General features: G+C 69.3%; 14 protein-coding genes. 4 read left to right on the forward strand and 10 right to left on the reverse strand.

The annotated features are described in order from the left end of the window. Window positions 1-84 precede the first annotated feature (84 nt). On the forward strand, window positions 85-1,053 hold the full coding sequence (locus KF745_08800) for a hypothetical protein (GenBank protein MBX3358514.1): 969 nt from the start codon (window positions 85-87) through the stop codon (window positions 1,051-1,053). Window positions 1,054-1,066: 13 nt separating this feature from the next. Here the strand turns inward: KF745_08800 and KF745_08805 are convergent, their stop codons facing one another. The 9 genes from KF745_08805 to KF745_08845 form a co-directional block, all read right to left on the reverse strand. After that, complete coding sequence (locus KF745_08805; GenBank protein ID MBX3358515.1) at window positions 1,067-4,474, reverse strand: FG-GAP repeat protein; 3,408 nt, start codon at window positions 4,472-4,474, stop codon at window positions 1,067-1,069. 36 nt (window positions 4,475-4,510) lie between these two features. Beyond that, a complete protein-coding gene (locus tag KF745_08810) occupies window positions 4,511-8,044 on the reverse strand; it encodes an FG-GAP repeat protein (GenBank protein MBX3358516.1) in 3,534 nt (1,177 codons plus the stop codon). An 88-nt stretch (window positions 8,045-8,132) separates the two neighbouring features. After that, window positions 8,133-9,167, reverse strand: a complete 1,035-nt coding sequence (locus KF745_08815) for a site-specific DNA-methyltransferase (protein ID MBX3358517.1) — start codon at window positions 9,165-9,167, stop codon at window positions 8,133-8,135. Between the two features lie 18 nt (window positions 9,168-9,185). Next, window positions 9,186-10,655, reverse strand: coding sequence for a bifunctional folylpolyglutamate synthase/dihydrofolate synthase (locus KF745_08820; protein MBX3358518.1), 1,470 nt, complete (start codon window positions 10,653-10,655; stop codon window positions 9,186-9,188). Window positions 10,656-10,917: 262 nt separating this feature from the next. Continuing rightward, window positions 10,918-11,823: a 4-hydroxy-tetrahydrodipicolinate synthase gene (dapA, locus tag KF745_08825; protein MBX3358519.1), complete on the reverse strand. Its 906-nt coding sequence runs from the start codon at window positions 11,821-11,823 to the stop codon at window positions 10,918-10,920. A 119-nt stretch (window positions 11,824-11,942) separates the two neighbouring features. Beyond that, entirely contained in the window at window positions 11,943-12,572 is a 630-nt protein-coding gene (locus KF745_08830; GenBank protein MBX3358520.1) for a GNAT family N-acetyltransferase, read from the reverse strand. Then, the gene (locus tag KF745_08835) at window positions 12,569-13,105 is read right to left on the reverse strand and encodes a DinB family protein (GenBank protein MBX3358521.1); all 537 of its coding nucleotides are present in this window, start codon (window positions 13,103-13,105) and stop codon (window positions 12,569-12,571) included. The genes KF745_08830 and KF745_08835 overlap by 4 nt, the downstream gene beginning before the upstream one ends. A gap of 36 nt (window positions 13,106-13,141) precedes the next feature. Then, entirely contained in the window at window positions 13,142-13,897 is a 756-nt protein-coding gene (locus KF745_08840; protein MBX3358522.1) for a pyridoxine 5'-phosphate synthase, read from the reverse strand. A gap of 24 nt (window positions 13,898-13,921) precedes the next feature. After that, window positions 13,922-14,818, reverse strand: coding sequence for a helix-turn-helix domain-containing protein (locus tag KF745_08845; GenBank protein MBX3358523.1), 897 nt, complete (start codon window positions 14,816-14,818; stop codon window positions 13,922-13,924). Window positions 14,819-14,979: 161 nt separating this feature from the next. Here KF745_08845 and KF745_08850 point away from each other — a divergent pair, with 161 nt between their 5' ends. The 3 genes from KF745_08850 to KF745_08860 are packed head-to-tail and all read left to right on the forward strand — an operon-like array spanning window position 14,980 to window position 18,511. Then, window positions 14,980-15,507, forward strand: coding sequence for a hypothetical protein (locus tag KF745_08850; GenBank protein ID MBX3358524.1), 528 nt, complete (start codon window positions 14,980-14,982; stop codon window positions 15,505-15,507). 24 nt (window positions 15,508-15,531) lie between these two features. Beyond that, window positions 15,532-16,896: a GNAT family N-acetyltransferase gene (locus KF745_08855; protein MBX3358525.1), complete on the forward strand. Its 1,365-nt coding sequence runs from the start codon at window positions 15,532-15,534 to the stop codon at window positions 16,894-16,896. Between the two features lie 31 nt (window positions 16,897-16,927). Next, entirely contained in the window at window positions 16,928-18,511 is a 1,584-nt protein-coding gene (locus tag KF745_08860) for a hypothetical protein (protein ID MBX3358526.1), read from the forward strand. Window positions 18,512-18,547: 36 nt separating this feature from the next. On the opposite strand, the gene KF745_08865 is transcribed toward KF745_08860, so the two are convergent. Next, complete coding sequence (locus KF745_08865; GenBank protein ID MBX3358527.1) at window positions 18,548-18,973, reverse strand: OsmC family protein; 426 nt, start codon at window positions 18,971-18,973, stop codon at window positions 18,548-18,550. Between the last annotated feature and the right edge of the window lie 138 nt (window positions 18,974-19,111).

Below are 19,111 nucleotides of genomic sequence, written 5' to 3' on the forward strand. Positions count from 1 at the left end.
CGAACGACCGACTTGATGGCGATTTTGCGGCGGGTTTTTGAGCAACAATGCAAGCGTCGATTCGGCACCGAGAATCCCCAGAGGATGGTGCTGGAACACTGGGAGCGGATGGTTCGGCGTGGCTCTCCTGCCTGCACGATCCGGCGGGAACTTGGGCTTGAGCCGAACCTGTGCTACGCCTGCGGGCCGAACGGCTGCGGTGCGACAGACCCTGATTGGTGCTTCGACCGATTCGGCATGTCCAGAACGACCATGCCGGACGGGCGGATCATCTGCATCGGCGGGGAACACGATGACTGGTACGTCCCGGACTTCTGCATCTACAACGATGTGATCGTGTTGCGGCCGGCTGCGGGCGAGAGCCGGGTGACGCCGGACTCGGGCGGCGTCGAGATCTACGGCTATCCGAGGCACGAGTTCCCGCCGACGGACTTTCACTCGGCGACGCTCGCCGGCGACCGGATCGTGGTGATCGGACGGGTGGGCTATCCCGGCGAGCGGACCGCCGGCATCACCCCCGTCGTCGGGATTGACACCACGACCTACCGGGCCGAAGGGATCGCCACGAGCGGTATCATGCCGGGTTGGATCCATGACCACCACGGCTCATACGACGCCGCGCTGCACGCCGTCACGGTTCGCGGCGGAAAGGTGTTGACGCGCAACTCCGATCTGCCGAACTTGGGCGCCTACCGCCTGCACCTCGACGGCCTGCAGTGGGAGTGCGTCGCCGAGTGCGAGCCGCGTCGCAGGTATCTGCTGGAATGCGACGATCCGGACCGTGCCTGCGAGATCGTTCTGAACGACTTGAGGCCCGCGAGGACCGAGTATCAATGGCTTGGAGTTGAGTACCACAGTTCGAACGCATGCGTCGACGTGCGTGGCGTTCGTGTGAAGTACGACATCCCGTATTCTCGGGTCCAACTGCTCATCGAGGGCGACCTGCCGCAGGATGTCATCGACGACCTGATCGGCGAGTTGTTGACCAACCTCGTCGCGCAGAACGGAATCCCGTGGCGAGCGTGGGAGGTTGCGTCGTTCGACGAGGATTGACTCGCCCGGCTGATTACGCGATCACCAACTCGGTCAGGTCGCTGAACCGCCACAGCGGGTCTTCGAGTGTCCACGCGATGCGCACGGCGTTGCCGTTGCTCGCCCGGCTGGTGTAGAGAGCGAGCAGGCCTGTCGGGCCCGAGAGGCCGTAGACCAGGCCGCCCGCGGCGAAGCCCTCGGGTTCCGCCGCGGGATGGATCGTCTCGACTCGCCACTCGCCGGTGGCCGGCGCCCACCAGTAGGTGAGGATCTCGCCGGTGTCGGCGTCGCGCCCGATCAGGTGCAGGGCGTTCCACGGCGTCTGGAAGGACGTGACCGACGCCGGATCGAACCGCGCCGAGCCGGGGGCGGCCAGTGCATCCACGGCCCATTGGCCGCCGAAGGAGACATCCCACCAGACGGCGACGGCCTCGCCGGCTTGGTTGAACGCGTTGATGTGCAGCGTGTTCCACGGCGTGACGAACGACGACAGCCGGCCCTCGAGCGGGCCCGCGGCCGCGGCGGAGGTGAGTTGGTCGGTGCGCCAGAGCGGGTCGGACCCGGGGGCCCACCAGACGGCGTGCACCTGGCCCTCGGCGTCGAGGTAGGCGACGTGGTTGGCGTTCCACGCCGTGGAGAAGGCGGTGAGGTTGCTGGCGATGGGGATGAATGTCTGGCCGCGGGCCTGGATGTGCTCGACGGTGATGTTGCTGGAGCTCCAGTTGTAGTTGGACGAGGGGAAGGAGAGCCCGTTCTGGAAGTAGAGGATGAGATCGCCGTTAGCCGCGGCGCCGGCGATGAGGACGCGGTGGTCGGTCGTGAAGAAGACCGCCGGGTTGGAGATGGGGATCGGGAACGCGGGGCCGAGGGGGAACACCGGGGCGCCATCGCCGAGCGGGCTTGGCGCGATGAACCACTGGGCGCCCAGGGCGCCGAAGACCACCACGTACAGGGAGCTGTCAGTTGGATCGGCGTAGGCGACCACGTCCGTGATCGTGCCGGTCGCCGCGGTGCCGAGGGTCAGTCGCGTGCCGTGGGTGATGCCCTGGGCATCGTCCCAGAACAGGATCGCGTTGCCGTAAGGATTGACGCCGACGACAGCGCTGGACGGGATCGATGTTCCCGCGGCGGCGGAGACAGGGACGGATGTCACAAGGCTCCAGGCGGCTCGCTCATCGATGGGCTCGGCGACGCCGTAGCCGGTGTAGATGTCGCGGCCGTTTACGAAGATCGAGGGTGTGCCCTCGACGGGGTTGTCGCCGAAGACGACGTTGTAGATCAGCGCCATCGACTCGCCGGCGCGGACGACGAAGTACTCGCGATTCGTGCCGCGGCCGGCAACGGTGTAGCGGACGACCAGGACGTCGCCCGCGTCGTTGATATCGGTGGCGTACAAGGACGAGTAGGTTGTGGGATAGATCGGCGGGACATACGGGGCGACCACGGTCACGACCCCGTTGTGCCAGGTCACGATGGAGCCCGAAGATTCGGAGCCGACGATGACCCCTTCGTTGTTCAGGGCGTAGGCCTGCGTCAGTTCGCTGATCGGCGTGACGGTGCCGTCGGGCGTCCGGAGAATGACGGTGTACGTGAGGTCGTCGTTGCGGCGCGAGCCGAGGACGGCGCCCGAGTCGTTGACGTCGATCGGCGAGCCGTTCCAGAGCAGGGTGAGGACGCCGTCCTTGTAGAGCCAGGAGCGGTCATTCGGGGTGGGGCTGATCGACGGCCCGTCCTGCTCGTGGAGGATGAGCGAGCCGTCGTTGGCCAGGCGGATGGGCTTGAGGTTCGCCCACTCCGGCGTGATGCCGCCGATGATCTGCGTGACGAGGGCGGAGAGCAGCGTCCGCGTACCCCCTTGAACGAGGAACGGCTCGGCCTCGAAGACGTTGCCCAGCGAATCGGTGATCTCGATGCGACCGACGATGAGCCCCGCGTTGTTCACCGCGATGACGTGCCCATCGGAGCCGATGCCGGGGAGCATGCGGAGGTTGGCGAACATGCCGTTCACGATCGCGTAGTCCGCGCGGCCGCCGACGCTGTTGCCCAGCGAGGAGAAGAACATGAACGAGCGGTCGTCGTTGGTTGCCGGGTAGCCAATCGGCTGAACCACGCCGAGGGAGGAAAAGGCCGTCGCCGAGTTGGCACCGGGAGTGGTGACGAGGACATCCGGCTGGCCGTCATGATCCAGATCGCCCGCGGCGAAGGCGATGTCGCCCGTCGCGCCGCCGGGGAGGGAGATGGCGAGTTCCGAGAAACCGGAGTTGCGGAAGCTGATGCGCTGGCCCGCGGGCGCGCCGGGCTGCGACACCGCAAAGTCGCTCCGCCCGTCGCCGTTGATATCCCCGAGCGCGGAGATAGCGATGCCGAGGTGGTACCCCTCGCCACCGGCGATCGGGCCCGACGCCTCGGCAAGCTGGCCCTGTGCGTCGAAGCGGTAGATGCGTCCGGTATCGCTGATCGGCGGGTACTCGGGGCTGAACTGCCAGTCGTGGTTCGGCGCCCCTACGTACAGGAACGGGGTGCTCCCGGCGATGCCGACGCCGAGCGCGGCGCCGAAACGGTCGTCCGCCCGCTCGCCGTTGAGGATCAGCCGGAGCGAGCCGTCGGCGCCTGAATAGAGGTATGCCCGGCCCGAACCGGCGCCGTTGCCGTCGTGGAGCGGGGCGCCGATGAAGATATCGGGAACACCGTCGCCGGGCTGGCCTGACGGGGGGATATCGCCCGCGGAGATAACCGCGGCGCCGAACCGGTCCCCGGCGGCCTCGCCGGCAAGAGTGCGGATGACCTCTGGATTGGGAACGGGCAGGAGCGTCAGGGCCGTGGTGATCACCAGGACGACGCCCTGGCTGCTGGGGCCGCCGCCGGGGGCGCCGATGAGGACTTCGACAAACGAATCGCCGGTGACATCGCCCAACGCGGCGACGGCGCGCCCAAACTCGGAGAAGGCCGTCGGACCCTGGAAGAACCGAAGCATCGAGCCGTCCGCGCCGGAGTAGATGTACGCCGCGCCGGTGGGATCGACCAGCGCGTTGGCGTTGAGATCCACCAGGGGCGAACCGACGAGCAGGTCGGGGCGGCCGTCGTTGTCGATGTCGCCGATGCTGGCGATGGAGACGCCGAAGTCGACGAAGCCGTCCTCGAGGGTGCGGATGATCTGTCGCGTGGCGCCGGAGTACAGGAACACCCGCCCCGGTGTGGACGACTGCTCGCCCTGCTGACCGGGAGCGGAGATCGCGATGTCGTCGACCCCATCGCCATCGATATCGCCGATGGCCGCCGCGGCGGCGCCGAAGTTGGCGACCTCGACGCCCTGGGGAGGAACGAAGGACCCGAGGTTGCTGGGAAGATTCAGCGAGTGCGTGAAGGGATCGAACGTGTAAGCCGCCAGCAGCACGCGAGGCTCAAGGAGCGAGAGTTCGAACTGGCCCTGTAGATCGGACATGGATCGCTCCTTTTCGATGGATCATCGTACGTCGCTCTACACGAGCATCGTGAGGTCCTGCACGGTCCAGTCGGCGCCGTCACCGATCGTCCAGAACAACTGGAGCAGGTGGTTGGTGCCCGCCTGGATCGCGAAGACGCTCTGGCGGCTGGGGCCGAGCATGCCCGCGGCGATCGCGCCCGTCGTCACCGGGATGCCGCCCGACCCGGACACACTGATCGTCTCGCCCGACCAGACCTGCGTCGATGGCGTCCACCAGTACACGATGATCTCGCCAGAATCCGCGTCGCGGCCGACGACATTCAACGCCGCCCACGGCGTGACGAACGCGGCGAGCGCGGACCCATCGAGGACCGGGGCTTCGGGTGAGTTCGAGAGCGGGTCGTACGCCCAGTTGCCGCCGAACTGCGGCACCCACCAGAGCGTGACGGGCCGGCCCGCGGAGTCGGACGCGACGACGTTGAGCGCGGACCACGGCGTGGTGTACGCGGCGAGAACGCCGTACACGCGCGGCGCGTTCGACGCGGCCGAGAGGTTTGAGACCGTCCACTCCACAGCGCCCGGGATGCTCCACACGGTCTGCACCCGGCCGTCGGAATCCAGCCCGACAAGGTTGATCGCGTTCCACGCCGAGACGAAGGCGGTGAGCGGCCCGGTGAACGCGGGCGTGGACTGGCCTGTGGGAGCGAGTCGCTCCGTGGAGAGGTTGTGGTACGCCCAGTACACCGCGGAATCCGGGGGAGCGGTGCTCGTGGTCTGCTCGATGATGACGACGTCCCCATCGGCCGTCAGCCCGCTGAGGATGGCCCGGCCGTCGGTGGTGCTGACGTGCACCATCGGCGTGACGGGGAGGTCCCAGTCGGAATACGTCGGGCGGAGGTTGACACCGGTATCGAACGAGCCATCGAGGTACGGGGTGTACCAGAGCAGGTCGTTGCCCGCCCGCACCACGGCGTACACGCGTGAGTCGCGCGGGTCGGTGTAGAGGACGATATCCGACGCGGTCGCCGCGGGATCCGCCGCGTATCGCAGCGAGAGTGTCTGCGCGACAGTCCCGGAGGCGGTGGTGCGCAGGACGACCGGGAGGCCGTCCTCGTTGATCATCCCGGCGTACTCGACCCCGGCGCCGGAGTAGGCAGAGGTCAGGCGGGAGTCCGCCGCGGCCACGGGATTGACCGGCGGCGGCTCGGTAGGCGTGTAGATCATCCCGGCGAACATGATGCGCCCGTCGGAAAGGAACTGGGCCGGCCCCGACACCGTGGGGTAGGCAAGCTGGGCCTCGGTGGGATTGAGGACCGTATCGAGGAACTGCTGGAGGCCAACGCCCGGGGTATAGAGGTAAGCGACCGAGGTGACGGTGCTCGGCGGGCGACCGCTGGGGAACGAGTACTGGATGTAGTTCAGCAGCGCGAAGATCCGCCCGGATTCGTCGACGCCCTCGACGCTCCAGGAATAACTTCCGGTGCTGGGCGGAACGGTGGGTCGGGCAGCAAGGGTGGTCAACGCGGCGTTGGTCGCGGCGGCAGAGGCGAGATCGATGGCCTCGGTGCCGCCGACAATGTCGCCGCGGCTGTTGACCCCTTCCATGCCGGGGCGGTAGAAGCTGTACGAGTGCTGCAGGCCCTTGACGAGTTGGACCTGCCCCGCTGGCGTGAAGCGGTACACCGCCGAACCGGAGGCGCCCACGACCATTCCGGAATCGCTGACCGCCGAGACGCCGCCGGCCCACAGTTCGACGAGCGACCCGCCGCGGAACAGGTACGCGGACTGCGCTTGGCCCGAACCTGTCAGGCCATCGAAGACCACGTCGCCCGCGTTCGAGAGATCGACGAAATCGAGCGCGGTCGGGGAGGTGCCGAACGTGCGGACGATGGCCTGCTCGAGCGTGACGCGGGCGGAGCCGTAATAGAAGAAGATCGCCCCGGGCGGCGCGAAGAAACCCGGGAATGGGCTGAGGTCCTGGCGGGCGCGGCCGACGAAGAGTCCGGCGTCGTTGACGGCCAGCAGGAGGTCGCCATCGAGAAGCCCGGGGAGGCTCGCGATCGACTGCAGAACACCGTTGCGTGAAACGTAGTCGCCGATGATGGCGTACTGACCGTTATCGCTGATCGCTGCGACGCCCGGAAGAGGCCCGGCGAGGACCGTCGGCACGAGTTGTGCGGCGCTCCCCTCTGCCAGGGGACTACCTCCGATGAAGTCGCTGATGCCGTCGCGATCAGCATCACCGAGGTAGGCAATGGACGTGGCGCCCTCCAGAAACGAGGAGACGGGGGAGAGTGAGTTGGTCGTATTGCCCGGAAAGAGCCGCATGCGCGGCGTGGTCTGTGCGCCGGGACTGAACAGGGCATACGCCGGGTCGGGGTCTTGCGGGGAGTAGACCTGGTAGCCATCGAGAAGGGTGATGCGGGCCCCCATGGCGGCACCCGCCTCGACGCCGACGAGGTACGACCCGGTATCGGGCCCGCCGCCGCCCGCGGTGAACCGGTAGACATGCCCCGCATCCGGGAGCGCCGGGAGTTCATCGCCGAACGACGGGAAGTCAAAGCCGGGAGCGCCAACAAGGTAGCGGAGCAGAAAGCCGGGGAACTGCCCGGCGTAGCCCACAATGGCGACCGCTGCACCGAACTGATCACCCGCGGCCTCGCCCGTGAACATGTAGCGGAGCGAACCGCTCGCGCCGTCAAAGACATACGCGGCGCCGGCTTCCACGCCGAACTCTTCGTTGCCCGGAGCGCCGACGATGTAATCTGGGACGCCGTCGCCATCGCTGGGCTCGTCCCAGTCGGTGTGAACGGGGGTGTCAACGCCGCCGCCCACCGCGTGGCCGAAGCGATCTCCCATGGCCGTGCCGTTGAACGTGCGGAGCACCGCGCCGTCGGCGCCGGAGTAGACGTACGCCCGACCGGTGCCGTTGGCGCCCGGAGCCCCGGCGAGCAGATCCTGCACGCCGTCGCCGTCGAGGTCGCCGCCGCGGTTCAAGGACCAGCCCAGTTCGTCGGTGGCGCCCGAGCCGGTGAGCGTGCGAATCACCGTGCCGTTCGCGCCGGAGTAGATCCAGATCCGACCGAAGCGGTCAGCGGTCGCATCCGCGGTGGCGTCGAACGAGGGAGAGCCGACGGCAAGGTCGCCGACGCCGTCGCCATCCAGGTCACCTGCATCGAGCAGCGCCGAGCCGAAGCCGGCAAAGCCATCGGAGAGCGTTCGCATGAGGGTGCGGTCGATCCCGGAAAAGATGTAGACCGCGCCGGGGGTCCCGCTCCATCCCCAATCCGACGCTCCGTATTGCCCGCCGGCGCCGATGGCCCCCTCGCCGTGGCGCATGCCCGGGGCCGAGATGGCGAAATCGTCCGCGCCGTCGCCGTTGATGTCGCCCAGCGCCGCGACGGAGTAGCCAAACTGAGCCATCTCTACGCCCTGAGCGGGGATCGCGTGGATCAGTCGGCTCATCTCGAACGCATCGAACGCCGTCTGTCCGGTGTACGACGCCGAGAGGAAGAGCCGGGGCTCCAGGGGTTCGAAGAGATGATGGGGTACAGATCCGGCGCCGCAACGATCGCAAGACGTTGGCATGGACGACTCCGGTTGTACACCAATCTATACAGCCCACCCCACCGGCGCTGTTCCAGCGATGTTAATTGTCGATTGCCGTATCCGGTGGTCACGCACGCGGTGTTCGGGTTGACCGAACCGCCGTGCGTGCCCGCGCCTTGGGCGTCGCCCGCCGCGCCGGAAAGATCGCGGTGGACTGGCCGATCGCCTCGCCCAGCCGATGCGGGCCCTGCACGATGCGCTTGCAGGCGCTGGCGAGGTTGTCCTTGCTGAACTCGACGCCGATGAATCGGCGGCCGAGGGCGTGGGCGATGACACCCGTCGTGCCCGAGCCGAGGAACGGGTCCATCACCAGTTCGCCGTCGTTGGAGCAGGCGCGGATCACCCGCTCCAGGTAGGCCTCGGGAAGCTGGTTGTCGTGGTTGGCCCGCCGCTCCTTGTTGTTGCCCTGGATGCGGCCCCAGAACTTGCCGTACCACACATCCATGGGCACCCGCATCCCGGGCGGCATGCCGTCCTTCTTGGAGATCGTGCGCGGGTCGAAGTAGGTCGTCGCGCGATCAGAGGGCTCAAGCACCGCGTCGGCGTTCCAGGTGTGCGCAGCGCCGGGCTTGACGAACCACAACGCGTGGACCTTGGAGTTGATGAACCGCGCCCGCGTGTTCTGCCCGAAGCGGTAGTGCCAGATGCACCAGTTGATCATGTCCAGCGCGGGCTGGGCCACGCCCGCCGAGCGAGCATCGGCCGGCTTCTTCAGGTGGCACACGATCTCCGCGGCGGTGTCGTCCGGGATATTGATCCAGAAGGCGCCGCCGGGCTTGAGTGCGGCGCGGCAGAGATCAAGCCAGCGGTACGTGAACTCCAGGTAATCGCCCCGCGGCATCGAATCGTCCCACTTGTCGTACGCGCGGTTCCAGTTGAACGGCGGATCCGCGAAGACCATGTCGACAGTCCCCGCGGCGCACTCCGGGATCGACAAGATGACCTCGCGGCAGTCGCCGTGGTAGAGCCGGGCGACCGCCCCGTTCGCGGGATGGGTCAGCGTGACGGGCTCGGCGGAGGCCGGAGCGCGGCGCGGGCGGGCCGGCGATGCGGGGGTGCCGTTGCGGCGCCGGTCGGAGTTGGAGCGGTTGAGGATCGTCACGGCGGCAGTGTACGGCGGTCAGGCACCGCGGCGCGCCTCGGTGGCGAGGAGCCTCTTGGCCTCGCCGACCAGGTACATGGAGCCGGTGACGCAGATCACGTCGCCGCGGCCGGCGCACTTGCGGGCCATCGCCATCGCCTCCTCGAGGCTGCGGGCGATCTGGACGACGCGGCCGGCGATCTCTGCGTACTTGCGGGCGAGGTCCCGGGGGTCGGCGGCTCGGGGGTTCCCCGAAGCGCGGGTGAAGATCACCTTGTCGGCGCCCGCCGCCAGTTCGCGGAGCAGCGCGCCGGTGTCCTTGTCGGCGCAGCAGCCAAAGATCGTGATCATGGAATCGAAGGAAAGGTGGGACGAGGCGGCGCGGACCAGGCAGCGGATGGAATCCTCGTTGTGCGCGCCGTCGAGCAGGAGGCGGGGGCTCCCCGGAACCACCTCGAAGCGGCCGGAGAGTTCGACCTTCTCCAGGCCGGCGATGACCCGGTTCTCCGGGCACTTGAAGCCCGACTCGGTCAGGGCATCCAGGATCGCGAGCGCGACGCCGCAGTTGTGCGCCTGGTGTTCGCCCCGGAGGGGGACGGCGATGTGCTCGTAGGAGGATCGCGGGGTAGAGAGGCAGACGCGGGCCCGCGGCCCGGCGGGGCTCTTCGCATCGAAGCGGACGGAAAACTCGACATCGGCGCCGACCACGCGGAGGGGCGCGCCGGCGGCCTGCGCGGCCTCGGCGAGCACGGCCAGCACCTCGGGCTTCTGGATCGCCGTGATGGCGGTGACGCCGCTCTTGAAGATGCCGGCCTTCTCCCGCGCGATCGCTTCCACCGTGCTCCCCAGCAGCTGCGTGTGGTCCAGCCCGATCGTCGTGATCGCCGTGACCTCGGGGCGTATGACGTTCGTGGAATCCAGCCGGCCGCCGAGCCCGACCTCGATCACCGCGATGTCCACGGCCTGCTCGAAGAAGTACAGCAGCGCCATCGCCGTCAGGTGCTCGAAGAAGGTGGCTGTGCCGTGGGCCGCCTCGATGGACTTCGCCGCCTCGCGCACGCGCGAGAGCGCCCCCGCGAACTCCGCGTGGGGAATGAGCCGGCGGTTGATGCGGATCCGCTCGCGGATATCGACCAGGTGCGGGCTGGTGTACACACCGACCGCGTAGCCGCACGCCTCGAGGCCCGCGGCTGTCATCTCGCAGGTCGACCCCTTGCCCTTCGTGCCCGCGACATGAACGAACTTGACGTGCTGCTGCGGATTGCCCAGGGCCTCCAGCAGCGCCCGCATCCGGTCCAGCTTGAACATCTCCGGCGTCAGGGTCGACTGCCGAACCCGCTCGAAGTCCGTCAGGTCAGCGAGGTACTTGAGGGATTGCTGGTACGAGGCCGGCGCATCCTCGCCCGGCGCGAGGCCCGGCGGAACGTCACCCCTGGATCCCTTCGCGGCGTCCACCTTGACCGGCTTCCGGCCGGCGGGACGCGATACCGTCGTCGATCTCTCTGGCATGATCCCTGCTGTCTGTCCGCCTGGGACTGCGAGAAGCGGCGCCGTGGCCGCTCCCGGATGTGCGTCGCGAAGTTCGGCCCCACGATGCGTCGCCTCCGCGTCCAGGCGCCGCAGCCGCCCCACCCACCCAGCCCTCCCGAGTGTCCCCGGAGTTCCTCCAAAGCCGCCGGCTACCCGGGCGCGGCTCTTGTGAATATACGCGCTGCGTCAAGACTTGGCGAAGACCAGTTCCGGATCACGCCCTGTCGCTTGTTGCAACCTGTTACAACAGCGCCAGTTCCGTGAGAACCGCTTGCAGCGTCTTCACCGTCTCGCCGGTCGCCTCGGTCATCGGGAGGCGGAGGACGCCGTTGTCGCGCCCCAGCAGTTTCATCGCCGCCTTCACCGGGATCGGGTTGGTCTCGAGGAAACTCGCCCGGCAGAGCGGGAACACCTCGCGGTGCAGCGACAGCGCCTCGGACCACCTCCCACCAAGGAACGCGCTGCACAGCGCCGTCATCTTCGCCGGGACGATGTTCGAGATCACGCTCACAACACCCACCGCGCCCACGCTCGCGAACGGGAGCGTCATCGAGTCGTCGCCCGAGAGCAGCGCCAGGTCCGGGCAGCGCTGCGCGATCTCGCTCGCCGAGTCGGTCGAGCCCGTCGCCTCCTTGCAGGCCCGGATGTTGGGGTGCTTGCTGAGCCGCTCGACCGTCGCCGGTGTCAGCGCCACCCCCGTACGGCCCGGGATGTTGTACAGCACCACCGGGAGTTCCGCGGCATCGGCAACCGTAATGAAGTGCCGGTACAGCCCCTCCTGCGTGGGCTTGTTGTAGTACGGGTTGACGGAGAGCGCCGCGTCGGCCCCGAGCTGGGCCGCGAGCCGCTGCAGTTCCACCGCGTGCGACGTGGAGTTGCTCCCGGTGCCGGCGATCACCATGATCCCCTCGGCCCGCCCGTGCTCCACGCACGTCTTGACCAGGTGCTCGTACTCGTGGTGCGTCAGCGTGGGCGATTCGCCCGTGGTGCCGGCGACGACGATCCCCGTGACCCCGCCCTTGGCCTGGTCGCGGATCTGCTGCTCCAGCCGTCCGAAGTCGATGCCGTCGCCGCGGGCGTTGAACGGGGTGATGATCGCGGTGAACGCGCCGGTGAACCGGCGGTGAGTTGGGTGTGGCGTGGTCATGGCGTGGCTCGCTGGTGGTCAGGCCGGCGCGACGGTCGCGGCGGCATCCGCTGGTGGTTCCCCTGCCCTGGCGTTCCGGCCGCATCATTGCGGTGGCGCCCCGGCGCTCCCCATTGCCATCAATCTACGCGCGCCGAGCCCCGCCCGCCCGGGGAATCGCCGAACGCGCTGGGAATCGTCCCGGTCTCCCGCGGCTTGACCCAGAGCGACATCTGGATGTCGTCCTCGTACACGCCGGGCGCCATCTTGAACTCCCCCTGCCGCCGCCCCTCTTCCACAAACCCCATCGAACGGTAGAGCCGCAGGGCGTTGATGTTGGTGGCAAAGACGCCCAGGCAGACCTTCTCGATCGCCGGATGGACCCGTGCCCAATCCAGCAGCGCCCCGACAAGCACCCGCCCCAGCCCGCGCCCACGCCAGTCGGAGTCGACTCCTAGGCCAAAGTGCCCGTGGTGGGCCATCCGCTGCTTGGCGTTCGCACGGAACGAGATCTCGCCGACCAGCCGCGGACCCGCCTCGGCCACGATCCAGACCTTGTTGGGGGAATCCCGGTGGTCGCGGATCAGTTCAATCTCACGCGTCCCTTCGTACTGCGCCATCTCCTCGAGCGTCGTGACCGAGTGCGGGCTGGTCGTCACGACATCCCGCGCGTGCCGGATCAACTCCGCGGCATCCGCCTCGTCCGCCGTGCGGAGCAGCACCTCGGCCCCGTCACGGAGCCTGACCCGCGCCGGCTCGATGACGCTCATGACCGCGCCACTCCCGGCGGAGGGTTCGACCTCGCGAACAGGATGAAGTCGGTCGCGGCGACCGTGCCGCCGCACTCGGCCACCAGCCGCGCGATCTGGCCCCGGTGGTAGGTCGAGTGGTTCACCACGTGCGCCAGGATGTCCCGCACGCTCGACGATGCCGGGTGCCCCTCGGTCGTGGTATAGGCCGCCACCGTGTCGAGCCCCGCCTCATCCAGCGCCCCCACACCGGCTGCCCACATGGCGTCCAGCGCTTCGCATTCCTTGATCGTCGCCCCCAGGCTCCACACCGGGAACCACCCCTGGTCGAAACTCGGGGCCTCCGCCCGGCCCAGACGCGACAGCCACAGCCGGCGCGCCAACTGCGTGTGCGCCCAGATCTGCACCGCCTTGACCAGCGAAGGCGCTTCCGATGCCGCCCCTCCGGGCCCGGATTCCAGCGACGACTTCGCCGACCTCAGCGACTGGTTCACCAGCGCGTTGGCCCACGACTCGTACTCGAAGGCCCGCTGGACCTGCATGATGGTCGCCATGGGATTTGCTCCGGCCCCCTGTGTCCCCCGCCGTCGCTAAACGCCGGCCATCGCCGCCTTCATCTGCACCACAGCCTCGCGCAACCCCGTGTACACCGCCCGGCTGACGATCGAATGCCCGATGTGCAGCTCCTCGATCCCCACCAGCGAGGCCACCGCCCGAACATTCTGGTAGTTCAGCCCGTGCCCCGCGTTGAACCGCATCCCCGCCGCGCGGATCCGCCGCCCCGCATCGGCGACCTGCTCGATCGCCCGCGTCAGCCCCGCATCGGCCGCGTCGCCGCCCGCCGCGGCGAACGCCCGCGCGTACGGCCCCGTGTGGACCTCGCACATTGCGAACCCCGCCCGCTTCGCCGCGTCGATCTGCGCCGGATCCGCATCGATGAACGCCGAGCAGCGGATCCCCGCCTCGCTCAGCCTCGCGACCACCCGGCCGATCGCCGCCGCGTTGCGCGCGACATCCAGGCCCCCCTCGGTCGTGATCTCGTCCCGCCCCTCGGGGACCAGCGCGCACTCGTGCGGCCCGCGCCCCAGCGCCCTGAGCCGCAGCGCGATCTCGGTCATCTCCTCCGTCGCGGCCATCTCCAGGTTCAGCCGCACCCCCAGCATCGCCGCCAGACGTTCCACGTCGCCGTCGTTGATGTGCCGCCGGTCCTCCCGCAGGTGAACCGTAATGATGTCCGCCCCGCCCATCTCCGCCTCGTGGGCGGCTCGGACCGGGTCCGGTTCGTCCCCGCGCCGGGCCTGGCGGATGGTGGCCACATGATCGATATTGACGCCGAGAAGGGGCATGCGCAAGGGTAGGAGCCGCCGGCGTCACCGCAGCGATCGCGTCACGCTCACCGCCGCGTACAGCCCCGCGACCCGCTCTCGCTCGAACACCGCCGGCGGATACGCCGGGTTCAGCGGCTGCAGGCGGATCATCTCGCGCCCCGCGCCGGAGGTCTCGAAGTACACCCGCTTGAACGTGGTCGGCTGGTCACCCGCCCCGTCGAGCCTCGCGAAGCAGTCCATCCCCGCCCGCACCACCCGCGCCGGCGAGAAGACCACGATGTCCCCCTCCCGATACTCCGGCTCCATCGAGTCCCCCACCACCCTCGCCGCGAACGCATCCGGATCGTCGACATCCGGCGTGCGCACATACTCGTCCGCCACCCGTGCGGGGTACCCCAGATCCGTGAACTCCGCCGGGTAGCCCGCGGCCACCGAGTTGATCAGCGGCACATCCGCCGATCGCGCCACACCCAGCGGCGCCAACTCCCCAACCCCCCCACCCCCTCCACCCGCCGGGTCCGGCGTGGCCCGGGCGATCAGTCGTTTCAGGTCCCCCGACCGGAACGCCGCATCCAGCGTTCCCGCTCCCCCCATGGCCCGCAGCACCTCGGCCAACTGCCTCGCCGCCCGCTCGCGCGACTGCAACCGCTCAACCTCCAGGCGGATCTGCGCCGGCGTCTCTTGCCACCGCGCCGCCTCCACCAGCCGCCCCGCCTCGAGCCCGAGCGCCCGCTCGATCCGGCCCAGCATGTCTTCACTCGGCGGCGCCCCCCGCCGGCCCGTCTCGATCGCCGACAGGTACGCCTTCGAGCACTCCGCCAGGTCCGCCACTCGCTGCAGGGTCAGCCCCAGTTCCACCCGCCGCGCCCGGAGCATCCGCCCCACCGCGGGCGCAGCCCCACCCGCTTCCACGGCTCCGCCCGCGGTTTCCGAGGTCACCCCGGACTCACCCAAGGATCGATTCTGTGCGCCAAATCGCGACGATACCATACATACACCTTGCACAAAGTCTACAAACTGGTCATACTCATGTCAATGTTCACTCATTCAAAGACAACGGAGCGTGTCTGAGTGAGCGTCACGAGCCGGAGGGGCCACAATTGCTGACACAATACGAACATACAGGATCGCCGCCCGACCGCAAGGGGAAAACGCGAAATCACCCGCCCCACCCGCCACTTCCACGAGCCCCTCGTCGCCCCGGACGGCTCGCGCCCGACCGCCTCGCCGACGACCCCGGCTCCGACGCCCGCTACCACGTCCGCACCTCGGCCGAGACCCTGGTCGACCGCAGCGAGTTCCTCCCCGTCGACGAGGCCGCCCTCATCCGCGCGGTCTACGGCGAGGGGGTCGCCATGACGATGCTGGCCCGGGCCGCCGGTCTCCCGGTCGCGATGATCCGCCGCCGCATCAAGAAGATCGTCCGACGCCTCCTCACCGACGAGTTCGCCTTCGTCGCGACCCACCTCGCCCAGTGGCCGCCGATCACCCGGCGCATCGCCCGCTGCTGTGTGCTCCACGGCCGGACGCTCCGCAGCGCCGCGCTCGAACTCGGGCTCACCGTCCACGTCGTCCGCCGGCACCGCGACATGGTCCTGACCCTCGCCGCAGGGAGCGTCGCGGCCTGAGGGAGCACCAAGGGAGGGGAGGGCATGGACACATCAGCACCATCGGAGCGGACGCTGCGCGCGGCGGCGATCATGGGCCTCGGCGCTCGCTTCAACGACATCGGGCTCAAGCCGCGCGCCGGCGCCGACCGTCTCGCAGAGCGCCTCCTCTCCCTCCTCGCGGGGGAGGGTTCTGCCGAGGCGCCGCGCATCATCCACATCACCGGTCCAAGCGGCGCCGGCAAGTCGCTGACCCTCGACCGCGTCACCCGCGAACTGGGTGATCGGGCCGTGGTCTGCGCCGTACCGGTCGCTGCCCCGCACACCCGCGTGATCGATCTCTTCGCCTCACCTGTCGAGCATGCCCTGCGGCTCCTCGCGGCCGCGGGCATGGGCGAGGCCTGGGCCAGCGCCCGGCGATTCGCTGAACTCTCCGCCGGGGAGCGCGCCCGCGTCGCCCTGGGTGTGTCCATGGAGCAAGTCGGCCGTCTCCGCCAACACCGCACCGGCCGGCTCGCACTCATCGTCGACGAACTCGGCTCGGCCCTCGACGGCCCGACCGGCATCTCGGTCGCCGCGTCGCTGCGCCGGTGGGCGCTCCGGGAGGGTGCGATCGACATCATCGCGGCGGGCGTGCGACGGGATGTGGGGCCGGCCATCGGCGCGGACTGGGTTGCCACGATGGATCTGGGCGGAGTGTTCCGCCTCCAACCGGGGCGCGCCCTCGCGATCCCTGCCGACCCGGGCGAGATCACCATCTCGCCGGGCTCCGCGTGCGACTTCCGCGCCCTGGCGATGTTCCACTACCGCGCCGGGCCGCCGCGGGGCGTTGTCCGTGTGCTGACGGCCCGCGCCCGCTCCGGCCGAACCGTCGGCGTCCTCACCGTCTCGATGCCGGTCCTCAACGCGACGTGGCGCGAACAGGCATGGCCCGGATGGCTCGCGCCGCTGGACCGCCGCGCCCGCGCCGTGGCCATCAACGACTCGCTCCGCGTGATCTCCCGCGTCATCGTCCATCCCGCCTACCGCGGGCGCGGCATCGCGCGACGGCTCGTCCGGACCTACCTCGACCACCCGCTCACGCCCCGCACCGAGTCGCTCGCGGCGATGGGCTGCGCGTGCCCCTTCTTCCGCGCCGCGGGCATGCGCGAACTGGACCCGGGTGAGTCACGCCGGGACCGGTCGCTGCGACACACGCTCGCGGCGGTGGGAATCGAGCCATGGCGGCTCTCCGACGCCGGCGCGATCGATGCCGGCCAACTCGACCACCCCAGCGTGGAGCGGGCGCTCCGCGCCTGGGCCCGCGACTCGCGCGCGACCTCGCGCCACGCCGCGGCGGACCCGCGCTCACTTCTCCGCCTGGCAGGCGAATCACTGGAACGGGGCATGAGGGTCTACGTCAGCGGCTGAAAGCCGCATTTCAAACCAAAGGGGGGAACCAATGACCAGCCAGCCGATGCTTGAACCCGTCGATACCGACCTCGGGCCGCCGCCCGCGACGCCAGACGCTCTGCACGAATGGCTCGAAGTGCACGCGGGCGTGAGCGTGCCGCGCCGGGCCCTGCTCGCCGCGAGCGACGCCCCCTTCGACTACCTGCTGCACACGTACTTCGAGGGACGGACGTTCCCGTCCGAATCCGGCCCGTCCGACGCGGACGGCGCGAGCCACCTCACCGAGCCCGCCCCCGCTCGCGGCCCGGCGGACTGCGTCGTCTGGGCCAGCCGCGGCGGGGGCAAGACCTTCCTCGGTGCCGTCGCGACGATGCTCGACCTCGTGCACAAGCCCAGCATCCAGGTCCGCATCCTCGCGGGGAGCGTGGAGCAGGCCCAGCGGATGCACACCCACCTGCGTGCCCTCTTCGAACGCCCCGCCCTCGCCCGCCTCGTGGAGGGCAAACTCACCTCCCGGCGCATCGCCCTGACCAACGGCTCGTGCGCCGAGGTGATGGCCTCGTCGCAGGCCTCCGTGCGTGGCACCCGCGTGCAGAAGGTCCGGTGCGACGAGGTAGACCTGTTCGACCGCGACGTCTGGACCGCCGCCCAGTTGACGACCATGTCCAAGGCCATCCCCGGCCCCTGGGGCCGGCGCGTCCGGGGCTCCGTCGAAGCCCTCAGCACCATGCACATCCCGATGGGGCTCATGTGGCACGTCGTGGCCGACGCCGCCCGCGCGGGCGACACCCCGCACCGCCAGCGCCGGCTGCTTCGCTGGGGTGTGGTAGACGTGCTGGAGCACTGCGGCGACGAGCACCGCTGCGAGTCCTGCCCGCTCTTCGAGGAGTGCGGCGGCGCGGCCAAGCCCGGGCGAGGCGTCGGCCGCGGGTCCGGACACCTGCCGGTGCACGATGCGATCGTGATGAAGTCCCGCGTCAGCCGGGAGACCTGGGAAGCAGAGATGCTCTGCCTCCGCCCCTGCCGCTCCGGCTGCGTCTACGAGGAGTTCGATCCCGAGGCGCACACCTACGACGACGGCGCTCCCGCGCCCGGGCCCGTCGAGTCCGCGACGACGATCGTCGCCGGCATGGATTTCGGTTTCCGCGCCCCCACGGTGGTCCTGCTCGGCGCCGTCGATCAAGCCGGCGTGCTGCGCATCTTCGATGAACACATCGCCGCGGGCCTGACGCTGGACCGTCACATCGATCTGCTGCGGGGCGGCCGCTGGCCCCGGATCGACTGGATCGGCGCCGACCCGGCGGGCAACCAGACCAACGACCAGACCGGCGTCAGCAACGTCTCGCTCCTTCGGCGCGCCGGGCTGCGCATCCGGGCCCGGCGCTCCGGCCTCCACGAGGGGCTCCTGCTCGTCAAGGCCCGCCTCAGGCCCGCCCTGGGCCCAGCCCGCCTGCTCGTCCACCGCCGCTGCACCGGCCTGATCGAGTCGCTCGCGAAGTACCACTACCCGCCCGACCGGCCCGAGGCGACCGCGCCGGAAAAGGACGGCAGCGACCACGCGGCCGATGCGCTGCGGTACCTCGTCCTCAACCTCGATGCGCCCTTCAGGACCACCGTGCGGAGTTACCTGTGAGCCAGACCACTCCGGTGCCAGCGCCAGCCCGCGGGCTCAGCCCTCGAGTTTCGCGTCCAGCGAGATCTTGGTGTTCAGCACCTTCGAGACCGGGCAGTTCGCCTTCGCCTCGCTCGCGATCGCCTGGAACTTCGCCTGGTCGATCTTCGGAATCGAGGCCGTCAGGTCGAGGTGGATCGCCGTGATCGCCCACCCGCCGCCCACCTGGTCCAGCGACAGGTTCGCCGTGGTGGCGAGCTTCGTCGGCGTGAAGCCGGTGCCCGACAGCGCATGGGCCAGCGCCATCGTGAAGCACCCCGCGTGCGCGGCGGCGATCAACTCCTCCGGGTTCGTGCCCGCGCCCGACTCGAACCGGCTCGAGAACGAATACGGCGTCGACTTGAGGACCCCGCCCGGGGCGGAGAGGGTGCCGGATCCCGACTTGAGGTCGCCCGACCACTGTGCGGAAGCGGTGCGCTTCATGGCTGTCTCCTGTGTTGAATGCGGCCGACCGCAGTCTATGCGACCCCCTACACGAGTAGCGCACAGATCGAGACAAGCCGCGAGCCATACCGTTCCGCATGGACTGGGCCAAGTGGATTGCGATCCAGGTCTTGGTGG

It is taken from the genome of Phycisphaeraceae bacterium, from assembly GCA_019636655.1.
In the GTDB taxonomy this organism is placed as follows: Bacteria; Planctomycetota; Phycisphaerae; order Phycisphaerales; family UBA1924; genus JAHBXB01.